Consider the following 14991-nt stretch of genomic DNA (forward strand, 5'->3'; position numbering starts at 1 on the left):
TTTTTGTATGTTTCTGTCCAAACAGAAAAAGGTTATTTGGACACATGCTGACGAAATTTTCGATACATTCTGCCGTTATAATAGAAAAAGTAGCTGGTCGAACCTCCAAAACGGATAATTTTCTTCGCTAAAGACTGAACATCCTTTTGTTGGTTGACTTTATCCTCCGATAAATAAATGCCAAGGAGCCCCCTGTTGATCAATTGATGAAATTTGGCATGAGGCAAATGTTTCGTGCTGCTATCCGCTTTTTGAATAAAATATTGAAAGCGGGACAAAAGCTCTTCTTGACTGTCATAATAAAAGCAAAAATTTAAATCTCCGCCTTTCCGGTCCTCTTCCTGATCAATAAAATAATCCAATAAAATGTGAAGACCTTGGATATACGGAAAATAGGCTTCTCGAATCATGGACGCATATTCCGGCTTGAAATCGTCTCTAAATGCATAAGAAACTAAACAAAAAATGCCCAAAGTGGAACCTGAACAAGCCGAAAACTCAAACCATTCCATCTTCGGAAGCTGATCTTTATAACGAGAAAACCATTTTTTTAATCGTTCTTCTCTTTCTTCCACACAAACATGCTTATGTATTTGGAGATCGCAATAATATCGGCAAAGTTCAAGCAAGTAGGAGGATATAGCCGGATAATGATTGATTTTTTGCAAGACTGACTGGCATGTGCCGACTAATTCCCGTAAATAGCCGCCATCTTCCTGCTCGTTTCGAAATCGGTAATAAGGGCGAAAAGGAGCTCCTACCGTTAACGCATCTATCATCGATTCGTGAAGGGCAGCAAAATCTTTTGGATCAAGAGAAGTGCTCCGGTCGCATAAATTGTCCAAGTAATCGCTGATCGTCTGGTAAGCGACAATAAACTTTACAGCTTCTCCGAAATGTTCGCCGGACAGCAGCGCTAAAATCGAACCGCCTTCACAATGAAACGTTTTATGTTCGATACTGGCAAGTGCTTGTTTTTTCAATTCTTGATCAGGTATCGAGTTCGCCTTTTGTTTCCATTTGTTTAATTCTTTATGAACAGTTGGAAATACTTTACGATAAGCCTGCCCCATTAATGAAAATGGATGGGTGGGGATGGTCAATATTCTCACCTCTTTTAATCAACCACATAGCCAATGGAACGCAAGCAATTTTCGACAAAACTCTTCGTATATGCGAAAACCTCTTCTCTTTCCGGCTCATTAAAAATTTCATGGTACAGTTTCGGCCACTCTTTGAAATGCATTTCTGAAAGAGACAATTGCTGAAACCACTTTTTCACTTCATTCTTATCTACAATTTTATCATCTCCTGCTTGCATGACCAAAAATGGAACATCAGGCATTTTCGAAACATTTGTGAACGCAAGCTTTACAGCCTGTATCATTTCCCTGTACCAGCGGACTGACACCTTTGTCACGTACAACGTATCGTTTAAATCAATTTCACGTACTTCTTTATTCCTCGTCGCCATTTCAATCGATAATCCCGTTGCAAATTTAACGGAAGGCACCAGGGAATTTAAACCATAGGAAAGAACATCAAGAATTTTTGGCGGCGTGTGCAGAAGCCCTAAACAAGGCGAAGACAAGATCACCCCGGCCAGTTTGACTCGCTCTTCCTGCAATAGACGGATGGCAACAAGCCCTCCTAAACTATGTCCAAGCAAGAATATAGGCAAATCAAATTGGTAGGCAGCCTGTATCCACTCTTTCACTGCCGATATGTATTCATCAAAACGCTCAATATGGCCGCGCTTAGACCTGGATGTCGTTCCTTGCCCGGGCAAATCGCCCATTACTACATGAAAACCGGAATTTCTCCACATTTCAATGAGCCATCCATATCTGCCATGATGTTCAAAAGCGCCGTGAATCATGACAATGACGCCCTTTCCTTGTCCATCCTCGGGATCCCATTTCCACATGTTGATCAACCTCGCTTTTTTACAGATCTAGAGGTCCCTTTTGCCTCCGTTTCTTGTTCCTTTCATGCTCTCTAAACGGCTTCGTTGATAAATACCGACACTTCGCTTATAGAATCCAAGTTTTTTCAAACAGTGTCGACTCTTATCCATTACGGCCACTTGCTGAGATAGATTTTCTCCAACGTTCACATCATGTAGCAAAAATACAGATTTGGCAAGGAAGATACACACCACATTATACAAATCTTCTAAAATTCGATAGAATAAGGTAGAAGGAGCAATGAAAGGAGCCAAGAACGGTCATGATCTATCCTTATCACGAAAAAACGCCGAAAATCGCTGATTCTGCCTTTATCGCTGATTATGTCACCATTACGGGAGATGTTGAAATTGGCGAAGAATCCAGCGTTTGGTTCAACACCGTCATCAGAGGAGACGTTGCACCAACGATCATCGGTAAAAAAGTCAATATTCAAGACAACTCCGTACTTCATCAAAGTCCAAATAATCCATTAATATTGGAAGATGAAGTGACAATCGGCCATCAAGTGATTTTGCACAGTTGCATCATTCGTAAAAAGGCTCTTATCGGTATGGGTTCTATTATACTCGACCGCGCTGAAATTGGAGAAGGGGCTTTTATCGGAGCCGGCAGCCTTGTACCGCCGGGAAAAGTCATCCCTCCACACTCAATGGCTTTCGGACGGCCAGCCAAAGTCATCCGTCCCATAAATGAACATGATAAAAGCGAAATGGAACGAATTGTCCGGGAGTATGCCGAAAAAGCTCAGTATTATAAGCAGCTGCAAAATCAAAAGGATTAGTAGTATGTCCAAAAACCATTATCCCATTCCTGCCATCCACTTTCCAAGCAGGATCATGCGCCGGTATTGATTCAAACATCCATTTTGTTTTCCATCCGGTGCTCTCAAAAATGTTTTAGGTGGTGCTGAATGAATTTTACTTTCATGATTTTATTCTTTTTTCTCATTAGTTTAGGAATCCTTCTTCTTTTTATCATAAGATATTTCCGCGACAAATGGAAACCGGCCGTTTTAATAGCGTTGCTTTTTTTCTTGTTTCTTTCAGTCTTTTTCCGGGATGAAGTCAAATATTCGATTCCGTTCCAAAAATCGCTTATAGCATTTCATCATTGGACTCATTATTCTACAGTCAAAGTAAAAGAGAGCGTTTTGCTTGATTCCCCTCTCATTTCTCAATTGCCGGAACTGCCACGGGGATGCGAAGTGACAAGCTTGGCCATGCTCCTTCAATCAGCAGGCGTCTCCGTCGATAAAATGGAACTGGCCAAAGAAGTGAAAAAGAACCCTGCCACTTATCGAGTGGAGAATGGACTTATTTTTTTCGGCGACCCTGACAACGGATTTGTCGGCGATATGTATACGCTTTCTAAACCCGGACTGGGAGTTTATCATAAGCCCATTTTGGAACTGGCCAATAAATATTTGCCAGAAGGCAAGAAGGCATTAGATTTGACAGGAGCGGATTTTGAAGAATTAAAAGTCCATCTTTCCGACGGCCGCCCAGTTTGGGTTATCATCAATACCACTTACAATAAGCTGCCGGACAGCGCGTTTCAAACTTGGCATACGGAGAGCGGAAAAATAAAAATTACTTATAAAGAACACTCGGTATTAGTCACCGGTTATGACGATCAGTATGTGTATTTTAACGATCCACTAACCAATGTAAAAAATCAAAAAGCACCCATTGACTCCTTTGAAAAAGCATGGGTGCAAATGGGGAGACAGGCCATTACCTATCTCCCCTAGTTTTTTACCCATTATTACACAAGCTGCATTTCCCGTTGTTTTTGTGTTTGAAATTCATATTTGCCTTCTACATATACAGCATGCCAAATCATAAAAATAAGAACGGTCCAAATTTTACGGCTGTTATCTTTCTTCCCTTGGCAATGTTCTTCCAGTAAATCTAATACATATTGCTTGTTAATAAGATGCCCCGTTTCGCTTTCTTTAATAATGGTCACAGCCCAATCATGCATTTCTGCTTTCAGCCAATGGCGAATTGGCACCGGGAATCCCAGTTTCTTTCTATTTAATACATGATCAGGGACAATTCCTTCTGCAGCTTTTCGAAGGATGTATTTGGTCGTGCCATGAGCGGTTTTATAGCGCGTTGGAATTTTGGACGCCACTTCAAATACTTCTTTATCAAGGAATGGAACGCGCAATTCCAAAGAATGGGCCATTGTCATTTTATCTGCCTTTAACAAAATGTCACCGCGCAGCCATGTATGAATATCAATATACTGCATGCGATCGACATCGTCATAACCGACCGTTTCTGCATAAAATGGCTTTGTAATGTTAGTATATTCAAGGCCGTCGCGATATTGTCGCAATAGTTTCCGTTTTTCCTCTTCTCCAAACATCTTCGCATTACCGATGTACCGTTCTTCCATCGGCGTAACTCCGCGTTCAATAAAGCTTTTCCCTTTCACACCATCAGGCAAAATGGAAGCCAACAATCGAAGCAATTTTTTCCCAACTTCCGGTATGTTTTGAAAAACAGCTAACGATTGCGGTTCACGATAAATATTATAGCCGCCGAAAAGTTCATCTGCTCCTTCTCCTGATAATACGACTGTTACATGTTTTCTTGCTTCGCGAGCTACGAAGTACAACGGAACACAAGCCGGATCGGCCAGCGGATCATCCATATGCCAAATAATCTTCGGCAGTTCTTTCATATATTCTTCCGGTGTGATCACGTAGCTAATATTTTCCACACCCAATTTTTCCGCTGTTTCTTTAGCCACATCAATTTCACTATATCCATCGCGTTCAAATCCGACAGAGAATGTTTTAATCTTTGGATGGTATTGCTTGGCAATCGCAGCAACAAAAGAAGAATCAATTCCCCCTGAAAGGAAGGATCCGACAGGCACATCGCTTCTCATGTGTACTTTTACAGAATCAAGAAGCGCCTCACGCACCATTTTCACATATTCGTCTTCTTCGCGGTAAATCGGTTGGAAAGCGGCTTTCCAATAACGGCGAATCGTCATGTTTTCGCCGACTTTTTTAATAAAATAGTGGCCAGGTTCCAATTTTTGAATTTCCGCATGCAATGTATCAGGTTCCGGAACGTATTGATACGTAAAATAATGTTGAGCGGCATTCGCATTTAAGCTGCTTTCTTCACTGGCAAGCAAAATGCTCTTCTTTTCGGAAGCAAAAAAAGTACGTCCTCCTTCTTCTTTATAAAAAAATGGTTTAATGCCGAACGGATCTCTTGCACCGAACAACACTTGTTCTTCTTTATCCCAGATCACAAAAGCGAACATACCGCGAAGCTTTTCTACAGCTTTTTCTTTTAGGCGGCTGTACAAAGCGACGATGGTTTCTGTGTCAGACGAAGTAGCAAATTCAACGCCTTCTTTTAAAAGTTCTTCCCGTAATTCCACATAATTGTAGATCTCGCCATTAAAAATAATCCAATATCGTTCATTTTCAAATGACAGCGGTTGGTTTCCGTTTTCAAGGTCAATAATACTTAAACGTCGAAATCCTAATTGAACGTGTTCATCTTGATAAAATCCATCATGATCAGGACCACGGTGATAAATGATATCGTTCATTAATTTAAATTGTTCTTCCGTTAATTTCGGATAATCTTTATGATCATAAACGCAACCGATAAAGCCGCACATGACTATCACCTTTCTGTAATTTAAGTTCACATTACTAGTTTAACGAAATTGTGAATCTTGGCAAGGAATTTATTTCATGAAAAATTTCCATTTCATTCCGGAAGTTTCAAAATCAAATCACTTCCAATACCTCAACAGGAAAAGCGTCCAAGTTCAAAAGTCGAATTTTTTATCAGTCCTTTTCTAGTTGTAGGAGAGTTTGCCTATTGGAATGTTGTATAAGTATCCCCTTTTTCACGATGATTCATCAATTGTACCATTTATTCTCCACTATAGATGGCCACAATATTTGGATTCATTAAATAATCTTCACGTTCAAATGAAAAAGGAGCTACAGCTAAAAGTGTAACTCCTGTACATTTGTCTATTGATTTAATGCTTGTTCGCGAAGCGTTTGGGCTTTATCTGTTTTTTCCCAAGGAAGGTCCAAATCGGTGCGTCCGAAATGGCCGTATGCAGCTGTTTGTTTGTAAATTGGGCGACGCAGATCAAGCATTTTGATAATTCCAGCTGGACGCAGGTCGAAGTTCTTTCTCACGACGTCTACCAATACATCTTCTGATACAGCTCCAGTTCCGAATGTATCGATGGAAATCGATACCGGCTGAGCTACCCCAATCGCATAAGCAAGCTGTACTTCACACTTTTCTGCCAGTCCAGCTGCCACAATATTTTTAGCTACATAGCGGGCAGCATAGGCTGCAGATCGGTCTACTTTCGTCGGATCTTTCCCGGAAAAAGCTCCTCCACCATGTCTTGCGTAGCCGCCGTAAGTGTCTACGATAATTTTCCGTCCCGTTAATCCGGCGTCACCTTGAGGTCCTCCAATAACAAAACGGCCGGTCGGATTGATGAAATATTTCGTTTCATCATCGATCAATTCTTTTGGAACAATTGGGTCAATAACATGTTCTTTAATGTCGCGCTGAATTTGCTCTAACGTGATTTCCGGATGATGTTGGGCCGAAATGACAATCGTATCGATGCGCACAGGCTTGTCGTTTTCATCATATTCAACCGTTACTTGCGTTTTTCCGTCCGGACGCAAGTAAGGAATAATCCCTTCTTTGCGCACTTTTGTCAACCGGCGGGATAAAGAATGGGCTAAAGAAATAGGAAGCGGCATTAATTCTTCCGTTTCATTGCAGGCAAATCCGAACATCAAACCTTGGTCGCCCGCGCCAATCGCTTCAATTTCTTCATCCGTCATCGATCCTTCTCTTGCTTCCAGGGCGCGGTCCACCCCTTGAGCAATGTCGGGAGATTGTTCATCGATAGACGTCAAGACACCGCAAGTATCTGCGTCAAAACCGTATTTCGCCCGGGTATAGCCAATATCCCGCACCGTTTGGCGTACAATTTTGGGAATATCCACATAAGAAGACGTCGTAATTTCTCCAGAAACCAGCACAAGCCCAGTTGTTACTGAAGTTTCAGCAGCCACCCTTGCATTCGGGTCTTTTTCGAGAATAGCATCGAGAATGGCATCAGAAATTTGGTCGCAAATTTTATCCGGATGCCCTTCGGTGACAGACTCTGAAGTGAAAAGACGGCGTTTTTTTGACATCAAAGTTCCTCCTATCGCAGTTTCGATCAATTCCATTTCCTTCTTTTAACCCGCCAGTTAAGGTCTTGACAACAGAGAAAGTAAGCCTTATCTTTTTGGGGTCAAAACATTTGAAAATGGATGTTCGCTTTATTTTTAAACGGTACTCGTTTCCTTTCGTAGTATGGTATGATTGCCCGTTTCCAAAGGACCGGCAATCTCAATGGTCCAGCGCCAAACTCAATCAAAAAGAAAAACCTTTCCCAAAAGAATGCAGAGGAAAGGTTTTTGGTTACATGCGCCTTTCACTCTTATCGTTCAAGGTATTTACACCTTGCATCAGGTTAGCACCTTTCTCACAAGCCCCTCGCGTCGCCGGTACGACATAAGAAGCATGTCCTTTTACCTGACGGCTTCAAAATCATCGCTTGTCGTTGAGAAGGTTGCCGGGTTTCATCGGGCCTGTCCCTCCGCCAACTCAGGATAAGAGTATCCGTTCAATGTTAAACTATAACGTAGAAACCAAACGGGTGTCAACAAAATTTTGTCTTTCCGTTGACGCAATGTTTTCTTCCTGAAATAGAAATAAATTCTATTTTAAACCCGTCGCAACAGACGGTTTAAACGGACTCATTAAAACCTGAACCAAAAAACTCTGAATCATATCCTGTTTCTCCCTTTTTTCTTCCTTTTATATAGTATAGAATAGGCATGCCAATTAAGGAAAAGATGAAAAAAAATAGACAAAAATTTACGATAAATAGTATAGACTAATCGAATAAAAGTGTTATACTATTTCTTAAGTGAACTCGAAAATAACATCTAAAAATAAAAACAAAAGGATGGTTATTATTTATGAATTCTGTCATTTCGAATGAAATTTTGGAATTAGTTAAGGGATCCAATGTCCATGTTCAATTATCTGTCCCACAACTGGTTGAAAAAGTCCTTTCCAGAAAAGAAGGCGTATTAACTGCTTCCGGCGCCGTTCGCGCTCAAACCGGAAAATATACCGGGAGATCACCAAAAGACAAATACATTGTAAAAGAGCCATCAACCAAAGACAAAATAGACTGGGGACCGGTGAACCAGCCGATTTCTCCAGAAGTTTTTGATAAATTATACCATAAAGTCATTCGTTACTTAAAAGAACAAGAAGAAATTTTCGTATTTAAAGGATTCGCCGGCGCCGATCCATCTCATCGCCTTCCGATTCAAGTAATCAATGAATACGCATGGCATAATCTTTTTGCCCATCAGCTTTTTATCCGTCCGACGGAAGAAGAATTAGCGGGTCATCAGGCGGAATTTACCATTCTTTCGGCCCCTAATTTTAAAGCTGATCCTGAAGTTGACGGAACGAGATCAGAAACTTTTATCATTATCTCTTTTGAACGCAAAGTCATATTGATTGGCGGGACTGAATACGCCGGAGAAATGAAGAAATCCATTTTTTCGATCATGAATTACCTCTTGCCGGAATCCGGCGTCTTATCGATGCACTGCTCGGCCAATGTCGGTTTTGAAGGAGACGTTGCTCTGTTCTTCGGGCTTTCCGGAACGGGAAAAACCACTTTATCCACAGACCCGAACCGCCGTTTAATAGGAGATGACGAGCACGGATGGTCATCTACAGGAGTCTTTAATATCGAGGGCGGCTGCTATGCAAAATGCATTGGGCTTTCCGAAGAAAAGGAACCGCAAATTTATCATGCGATCCGCTTTGGGTCCGTTCTTGAAAATGTAGTATTGGATGAAAATACTCGGATTCCGGATTATAACGACTCTTCCTTGACAGAAAATACTCGTGCCGCCTATCCAATTGACGCGATCGATAATATTGTCGTTCCTAGTATTGCAGGTCATCCAAGCACGATTATCTTTTTGACCGCAGACGCTTTCGGTGTTCTGCCCCCTATCAGCAAATTGACAAAAGAACAGGCCATGTACCATTTTCTAAGCGGATACACATCCAAATTAGCCGGTACGGAAAGGGGCGTTACCTCGCCTGAAGCAACATTCTCCACATGCTTTGGAGCGCCATTCTTGCCTCTTCCGGCTACACGATACGCAGAAATGCTCGGCGAAAAAATCGATGAACATAATGTGCAAGTCTATTTGGTCAATACCGGATGGACAGGCGGAGAATACGGCGTCGGATCCCGAATGAAACTATCCTATACACGTGCAATGGTTCAAGCCGCTTTAGAAGGCGAACTAGCTAATACCGAAACTCAGAAAGACGAAATTTTCGGGCTGGAGATCCCTCTTCATGTTCCGGGAGTGCCGGACGAAGTATTGCTGCCGAAAAAAACATGGCAGGATGAAAAAGCATATGAAGAAAAAGCACTGGAATTGGCAGCCCGCTTCCGCGAAAACTTTAAGAAATTTACCAATGTACCCGCAGAAATTGAAAAATTGGGTGGACCTATTCAATAAAGATCGGCCGTTTGAAAGATATCCAATAATACCGAGATCCAACGTCAAACATCCCCTTCCCCCGCAAGAATTTTCTTGCGGAAGAAGGGGATAGTTGCTTTTATGATCATTTTGGTCCATTTTTCCTTTCAAAATGCCCCATCACCAACACGGTCCATGCACTTCGTAGATCAGTTGGAAGATGTTTAAAAAATGATTAGAAATCGAGTAGGAGGGAGCGATTAACTCCCGTCCTCTCACACCACCGTACGTACGGTTCCGTATACGGCGGTTCAATTAAGATAATTGACGCAAGTCTTTATAACTTCCGTGAATAGCTGTTCTCTTTATGCCAGTGGTCACTCCACCCTCCAAGAGGTCTCCCACGGGATTCACCGCTTCCTCCCTCAAGTGAGGTACTACGTTTTCTGTGTTCATCATGACTCACTGAATACCAAGGGCTATTCTCTCTTAATTGTTCGGTCCTTCTTAGTTGTTCTAGACCAACTAATACTATGACCTCTGCTGACTTCTGACGGTTCAGCTACTTATCACTAAGTAGGTTATGAAGAGTACTTCACATATCCGCCAGACCTCCCCGGGTAAGTACATGCACTTTCACACCATCTATCCGCCTCATTTACTCGATATGACCTTCGACAGAAAGAGCTTTGTTTTGTTATGCAAACTCACTCAATCATACCTAGCCTTATATGAGGTTCGTGTTCCTCGGACCGGTGTTTTGCCTCCAGCTTCCTTCAGATTCCGCGTCACCACGGACACCCTTGCTCTTGGCTAACCTCTACTTCTGTCTTCGGGGTTCGGGACTTACACCCTATAGTTCATGTACATGCCGGGCGCACATAAAAAATAAGGGTGCTGTTGCGCAACCCCTTATTTTCTGCCTTTGAAAAGGTGAACAGTCTATTGATTTTTTCAGTTCGTGGAGTTTAAAGCAATAAGCCTGTATGTGATGAGAGTTTCCTGATTTTCCCACACTACTTTTTCAATCACAGCGGTACCTGAAATATCGCCATCCAACGTTTTTTTGACAGGAACAGGTACATGCAGCGGATAAAGACGATACCCTTTTTTTCTTAACTGAAATAGATTTCCTCCCACTCTTTCCTCATTTCCTTTTGTCACAATCATTGTATTCAGTTCCAGCGGCATTCCCATCGTTTATGCCCTCCCAATGAAAATATCGTTCTCTCCCTTATCCTATCACGACAGGACCTGATTTTTCATCCATTGACAAGAGGATGTCACCATTTTGCGGTTCATTGCGGGCGGAAAATAATGAGTGAAGTTCGGAAAATACCAAGTAGTCACACGTTTTCCCAATTCTTTCAGTCTTTTTTCCAAGCGGTAAGCGTGTTCAATTGATACATTTTGATCTTTTCCCCCGTGTATGATCAACACTGGACAACAAAGATTTTCTAAATGATAGATAGGTGTTCTCCACTTATATTCTTCTGGCACTTTTTTCGGACTTCCGCCGATCACCCTTTTCATCATCCTTCTTAAGTCCTTCCGCTCTTCATAAGTTAATTCCATATCTGTTACCCCGCCCCATGAAACGACCGAAGCAGCATCCCGTTTTTCAATCGCTGTCAGCAGTGCCATAACACCGCCGCGGGAAAAGCCGAAAATATGAATTCGGTTAGGATCCACCTTCGGATTTCTTTTTAACAATTCAAAACCGGAAAAAGCATCTTCACGATCTTTTCCCGCGAAATCTTCATTTCCTTCTCCTCCTTGATTTCCCCTGTAAAAAGGTGCAAATACAACAAATCCTTCCGAAGCAAATTGCGCGATTCGGGCCGGTCGAACCATACCGACGCTTTTGATCCCGCCCCGCAAGTATAATAATCCATCATACAGACCTTCTTTTTTCGGCACCGCAAGCAACCCTTTCACCCTTAAACCGCTTGACCAATAGGTAATCATAAAAAGATTCACATTTGGACTAGGAGAAGGAAAAACATATCGTTCAATGATCTGACCATCTTGCACGTTACCACCACCTTTCCCGTTCTCTTGCTTGCAGCCGTTTTTTGTTCAACTCCAAGAATTTGTTTCCACGATCCTATGTACTTTGTACTAAAACTGATAAATTACTGTTTTTTGGAAATTGAGGCAAAAAACGGCACATCCTATTCGTTCATTTTACAGCTTTTCCTGTAACGCGTTTCAAAATGGGCGTTCACACATTTTTTGCCGTCATCATAAAATAGGATGAATCAAACGTACTATAAAATGACTAAAGGAGGCATTGTCCATGTCGAGTACGTTTAAAATGTCGTTTTCCATTCTCTTTGCTGCCGTGTTAATCATTGGGTTAAGTGCTTGCCAATCGAATGAAACAACTCAAAAAACAGAAAAAATAAGAGTTGCAGAAGTGACACGATCAGTTTTCTATGCCCCCCAATACGTTGCGCTCGCCAAAGGCTTTTTTAAAAAAGAAGGATTGGACGTACAGTTAAAAACCACTTGGGGCGGCGACAAAACGATGACCGCTCTGTTGTCGGGCGGTACAGATATCGGGCTTGTAGGCTCGGAAACATCGATTTATGTCTATACTCGCGGCTCTAAAAATCCAGTTATTAATTTTGCTCAATTGACCCAAACAGACGGAACGTTCCTCATTTCCAGGAAGAAGATAGATCACTTTACATGGAGCCAATTAAAAGACTCCCGTTTTCTCGGGCAACGTAAAGGCGGTATGCCGCAAATGGTCGGAGAATACGTGTTAAAGAAAAACGGAATTGACCCGCATAAAGATCTCCATCTGATACAAAATATCGACTATGCCAACATCCCGAACGCATTCGCTTCCGGCACCGGAGACTTCGTACAATTATTTGAACCTCAAGCCTCCATTTTTGAAAAAGAAGGAAAAGGATACATCGTCGCTTCGTTCGGAAAAGAATCAGGCCATGTTCCGTATACTTCTTACATGGCGACAAAAAGCTATATGGAATCTCACCAATCTGCTGTTTCTAAATTTACCCGTGCCATCTACCAAGCTCAGCAATGGGTCGCTGACCATAACTCGAAAGAAATTGCGCAAGTCATCCACCCTTATTTTAAAGATACGGATACCGATATGCTCGCGAAAGCGATTGATCGGTATAAAAATCAAGGAACTTATGCAACTGATCCAATACTCGATCCAAAAGAATGGAATCATTTGCAATCGATCATGAAGGAAGCCGGTGAACTTCCTAAGCAAGTAGATTACAAAACTCTTGTAAACACTTCATTTGCCGAGAAAGCCATAAAAGATTAAGGAGGGGCTATTCTTGAGTTTCGTCGAAATCGATCATGTCTCTCATACTTACTTTACCCCCGAAGCAGCTTTCGAAGCTGTTCATAATATTCAAATGACCGTGGAGGAAGGCGAATTTATTTCTTTATTAGGGCCGAGCGGCTGCGGGAAAACAACCCTCCTATCGCTCATCGCAGGACTGATGACCCCGACGTATGGAACGATTTATGTGGACGGACAACATCCAAAAAATTTAAAAAATACCATCGGTTATATGCTTCAGCAAGATTACTTATTTCCTTGGAAAACCATTGAACAAAACGTTCTGCTCGGCTTAAAAGTAATGAAACAATTAAACGAAACGAGTAAAGCAAACGCCCTATCCCTTTTGGAGCAAATGGGATTAAAAAACGTTCGCAATCAAACACCTCGGCAGCTGTCGGGGGGAATGCGGCAAAGAGTGGCACTAGTCCGAACATTGGCAGTCAATCCGAAACTGCTGTTATTAGATGAACCTTTTTCTGCCTTAGATTATCAAACAAAACTGAAGCTTGAGGATTTAGTTTTCCAAACGCTAAAGTCTTTTCAAAAAACGGCTATTTTAGTGACACACGATATTGGCGAAGCGATTTGTATGAGCGACAGGATCTATCTATTTTCCAAAGGTCCCGGACGAATCCATAAAGTCTTTGAAGTGCCGGATGAACTGAGATCCCTTTCTCCGCTCGAAGCAAGAAACCATTTATCCTTTACACCGTTTTCCCAAGAAATATGGAAGGAGTTGGAAAGTCTTGAAAATAGATGATCGCATTTCCTCACTGCATCAGAACTATAAATTAAAAATCAAAAAGGAAAAACGGTTCATCACCATATGCCAGATCCTATTATTTCTCGCCTTTTTCACGATCTGGGAAGTCGCCAGCCGCCGGGAATGGGTGGATCCGCTGATCTTCAGCTCTCCCTCTAAAATTTGGCATTTGCTTCTCAATAAAATCAGCGATGCTTCCTTGTTTCACCATATGGTCGTTACTTTAACAGAAACAGCGGCGGGATTTATCATCGGGACTTTAGCCGGCACGATACTTGCCACTATTTTGTGGTGGTCTCCTCTTCTTTCCAAGATTTTGGATCCTTACCTCGTTGTGTTAAACGCTCTGCCTAAAGTAGCTCTTGGCCCGATTCTCATCGTCGCGTTAGGCCCTGGTTTTACTTCCATCATCACGATGGGAGCAGTGGTTTCCGTCATCATCACCACCATCGTCGTATATACGTCCTTTCGGGAAGTGGATCCAAACTACTTGAAAGTATTGCAGACGTTCGGAGCCACCCGGAAACAAATCTTTCAAGAAGCTGTTTTTCCATCCAGCCTCCCCGCGATCATCTCTACTTTGAAAGTAAATGTCGGTCTATCATGGGTAGGCGTGATTGTCGGAGAATATCTTGTTTCCAACGAAGGACTCGGTTATTTAATCATTTACGGGTTCCAAGTATTTGACTTTACGCTTGTACTCATGTCGTTATTGATCATTGCCGTATTGGCAGCCATTATGTATCAAGCAGTAGCCGTGTTGGAAAAATTAACGGCCAAGAATCGAAACTAAAAAGAAATGCCCTGCGATTGTTTCAAATAACGCAGCGTTTGCTGCACCACATCGTCTTTCATCAAAAAGCTGAATTTACTTGAGTTCAAATACCGATTCAAGTCCCCTTTTATTAAGACCGGGCCGTCTGTTTCCAAATAATCCTTTTTAGGAACCAACGAATCAATCATGCCGTAGCATATCGCTTTTACAAAAGGCTTTATAGGATCTTTGACCAAATATTCACCCAAATAGAGCAAATGGTTGTTCAACAGGCCGCCTGTTTCTTCCCAAACTTCCCTTTTGGCGGCCTCTTGCACCGTTTCTCCTTCTTCGATTTTTCCACCTGGAAATTCCAATCCCCTTTTCGGATGATTGGTCAAAAGCCAGCTATCGTCGTATCGGCATAGAACAAGAACATGCTTTGGAGGGATGGTAAAAGCATTTTGAGAAAAACAAAGCTGCACTTCATATCCGTTTTGATCGTAAAACTTCTTCATTTTTTGGTCACACTCGATTTTCTTGGTTTTACCGATATTATACCGTGGAATG

General features: G+C 42.0%; 13 protein-coding genes and 1 riboswitch. Of the genes, 6 read left to right on the top strand and 7 right to left on the bottom strand.

Translation table 11 applies throughout. The features are described 5' to 3' along the window. Window positions 1-32: 32 nt before the first annotated feature. Both BSM4216_RS12145 and BSM4216_RS12150 read right to left on the bottom strand, forming a co-directional pair. Complete coding sequence (locus tag BSM4216_RS12145; protein WP_048623865.1) at window positions 33-1103, bottom strand: tetraprenyl-beta-curcumene synthase family protein; 1071 nt, start codon at window positions 1101-1103, stop codon at window positions 33-35. Between the two features lie 14 nt (window positions 1104-1117). Continuing rightward, entirely contained in the window at window positions 1118-1927 is an 810-nt protein-coding gene (locus tag BSM4216_RS12150) for an alpha/beta fold hydrolase (RefSeq protein WP_048623866.1), read from the bottom strand. 302 nt (window positions 1928-2229) lie between these two features. Between BSM4216_RS12150 and BSM4216_RS12160 the strand changes: the two genes are divergently transcribed. After that, window positions 2230-2751 carry a gamma carbonic anhydrase gene (locus tag BSM4216_RS12160; protein ID WP_003353834.1) on the top strand — a complete coding sequence of 174 codons (522 nt, stop codon included), beginning with the start codon at window positions 2230-2232 and terminating at the stop codon, window positions 2749-2751. Between the two features lie 129 nt (window positions 2752-2880). Continuing rightward, on the top strand, window positions 2881-3720 hold the full coding sequence (locus tag BSM4216_RS12165; protein ID WP_082142330.1) for a C39 family peptidase: 840 nt from the start codon (window positions 2881-2883) through the stop codon (window positions 3718-3720). A 14-nt stretch (window positions 3721-3734) separates the two neighbouring features. Here the strand turns inward: BSM4216_RS12165 and asnB are convergent, their stop codons facing one another. Together asnB and metK are read right to left on the bottom strand one after the other, a co-directional pair. Next, complete coding sequence (asnB, locus tag BSM4216_RS12170; protein WP_048623868.1) at window positions 3735-5624, bottom strand: asparagine synthase (glutamine-hydrolyzing); 1890 nt, start codon at window positions 5622-5624, stop codon at window positions 3735-3737. A gap of 364 nt (window positions 5625-5988) precedes the next feature. Then, a complete protein-coding gene (gene metK / locus BSM4216_RS12175; RefSeq protein ID WP_048623869.1) occupies window positions 5989-7191 on the bottom strand; it encodes a methionine adenosyltransferase in 1203 nt (400 codons plus the stop codon). A gap of 287 nt (window positions 7192-7478) precedes the next feature. Beyond that, window positions 7479-7660: riboswitch (SAM riboswitch) on the bottom strand. Window positions 7661-8025: 365 nt separating this feature from the next. On the opposite strand from metK, the gene pckA reads away from it, so the two are divergent. Next, complete coding sequence (gene pckA, locus BSM4216_RS12180) at window positions 8026-9609, top strand: phosphoenolpyruvate carboxykinase (ATP) (RefSeq protein WP_048623870.1); 1584 nt, start codon at window positions 8026-8028, stop codon at window positions 9607-9609. A 915-nt stretch (window positions 9610-10524) separates the two neighbouring features. Here pckA and BSM4216_RS12185 read toward each other — a convergent pair. Then, on the bottom strand, window positions 10525-10767 hold the full coding sequence (locus BSM4216_RS12185; protein ID WP_003352726.1) for a DUF2584 domain-containing protein: 243 nt from the start codon (window positions 10765-10767) through the stop codon (window positions 10525-10527). Between the two features lie 45 nt (window positions 10768-10812). Further along, on the bottom strand, window positions 10813-11538 hold the full coding sequence (locus tag BSM4216_RS12190) for an alpha/beta hydrolase family protein (protein WP_244878074.1): 726 nt from the start codon (window positions 11536-11538) through the stop codon (window positions 10813-10815). A 331-nt stretch (window positions 11539-11869) separates the two neighbouring features. On the opposite strand from BSM4216_RS12190, the gene BSM4216_RS12195 reads away from it, so the two are divergent. Genes BSM4216_RS12195 through BSM4216_RS12205 form a run of 3 tightly spaced genes read left to right on the top strand, consistent with a single transcriptional unit; the run spans window position 11870 to window position 14460 of the window. Next, complete coding sequence (locus BSM4216_RS12195) at window positions 11870-12880, top strand: ABC transporter substrate-binding protein (protein WP_003352724.1); 1011 nt, start codon at window positions 11870-11872, stop codon at window positions 12878-12880. A 13-nt stretch (window positions 12881-12893) separates the two neighbouring features. Further along, window positions 12894-13664 carry an ABC transporter ATP-binding protein gene (locus BSM4216_RS12200; RefSeq protein WP_048623872.1) on the top strand — a complete coding sequence of 257 codons (771 nt, stop codon included), beginning with the start codon at window positions 12894-12896 and terminating at the stop codon, window positions 13662-13664. Beyond that, window positions 13651-14460, top strand: a complete 810-nt coding sequence (locus BSM4216_RS12205; protein ID WP_048623873.1) for an ABC transporter permease — start codon at window positions 13651-13653, stop codon at window positions 14458-14460. The genes BSM4216_RS12200 and BSM4216_RS12205 overlap by 14 nt, the downstream gene beginning before the upstream one ends. Here BSM4216_RS12205 and ytkD read toward each other — a convergent pair. Further along, entirely contained in the window at window positions 14457-14939 is a 483-nt protein-coding gene (gene ytkD, locus BSM4216_RS12210) for an RNA deprotection pyrophosphohydrolase (protein ID WP_003352721.1), read from the bottom strand. The genes BSM4216_RS12205 and ytkD overlap by 4 nt on opposite strands. Window positions 14940-14991 lie beyond the last annotated feature (52 nt).

The sequence above is a fragment of the Bacillus smithii genome, from assembly GCF_001050115.1.
GTDB classification, from domain to species: domain Bacteria; phylum Bacillota; class Bacilli; order Bacillales; family DSM-4216; genus Bacillus_O; species Bacillus_O smithii.

Excerpts from the sequence above, each read along its gene's own strand:
- BSM4216_RS12150 (WP_048623866.1), bottom strand. The coding sequence starts at position 1,927 with ATGTGGAAATGGGATCCCGAGGATGGACAAGGAAAGGGCGTCATTGTC.
- BSM4216_RS12160 (WP_003353834.1), top strand. The coding sequence starts at position 2,230 with ATGATCTATCCTTATCACGAAAAAACGCCGAAAATCGCTGATTCTGCC.
- BSM4216_RS12165 (WP_082142330.1), top strand. The coding sequence starts at position 2,881 with ATGAATTTTACTTTCATGATTTTATTCTTTTTTCTCATTAGTTTAGGA.
- asnB (WP_048623868.1), bottom strand. The coding sequence starts at position 5,624 with ATGTGCGGCTTTATCGGTTGCGTTTATGATCATAAAGATTATCCGAAA.
- metK (WP_048623869.1), bottom strand. The coding sequence starts at position 7,191 with ATGTCAAAAAAACGCCGTCTTTTCACTTCAGAGTCTGTCACCGAAGGG.
- pckA (WP_048623870.1), top strand. The coding sequence starts at position 8,026 with ATGAATTCTGTCATTTCGAATGAAATTTTGGAATTAGTTAAGGGATCC.
- BSM4216_RS12185 (WP_003352726.1), bottom strand. The coding sequence starts at position 10,767 with ATGGGAATGCCGCTGGAACTGAATACAATGATTGTGACAAAAGGAAAT.
- BSM4216_RS12190 (WP_244878074.1), bottom strand. The coding sequence starts at position 11,538 with ATGATTACCTATTGGTCAAGCGGTTTAAGGGTGAAAGGGTTGCTTGCG.
- BSM4216_RS12195 (WP_003352724.1), top strand. The coding sequence starts at position 11,870 with ATGTCGAGTACGTTTAAAATGTCGTTTTCCATTCTCTTTGCTGCCGTG.
- ytkD (WP_003352721.1), bottom strand. The coding sequence starts at position 14,939 with ATGAAGAAGTTTTACGATCAAAACGGATATGAAGTGCAGCTTTGTTTT.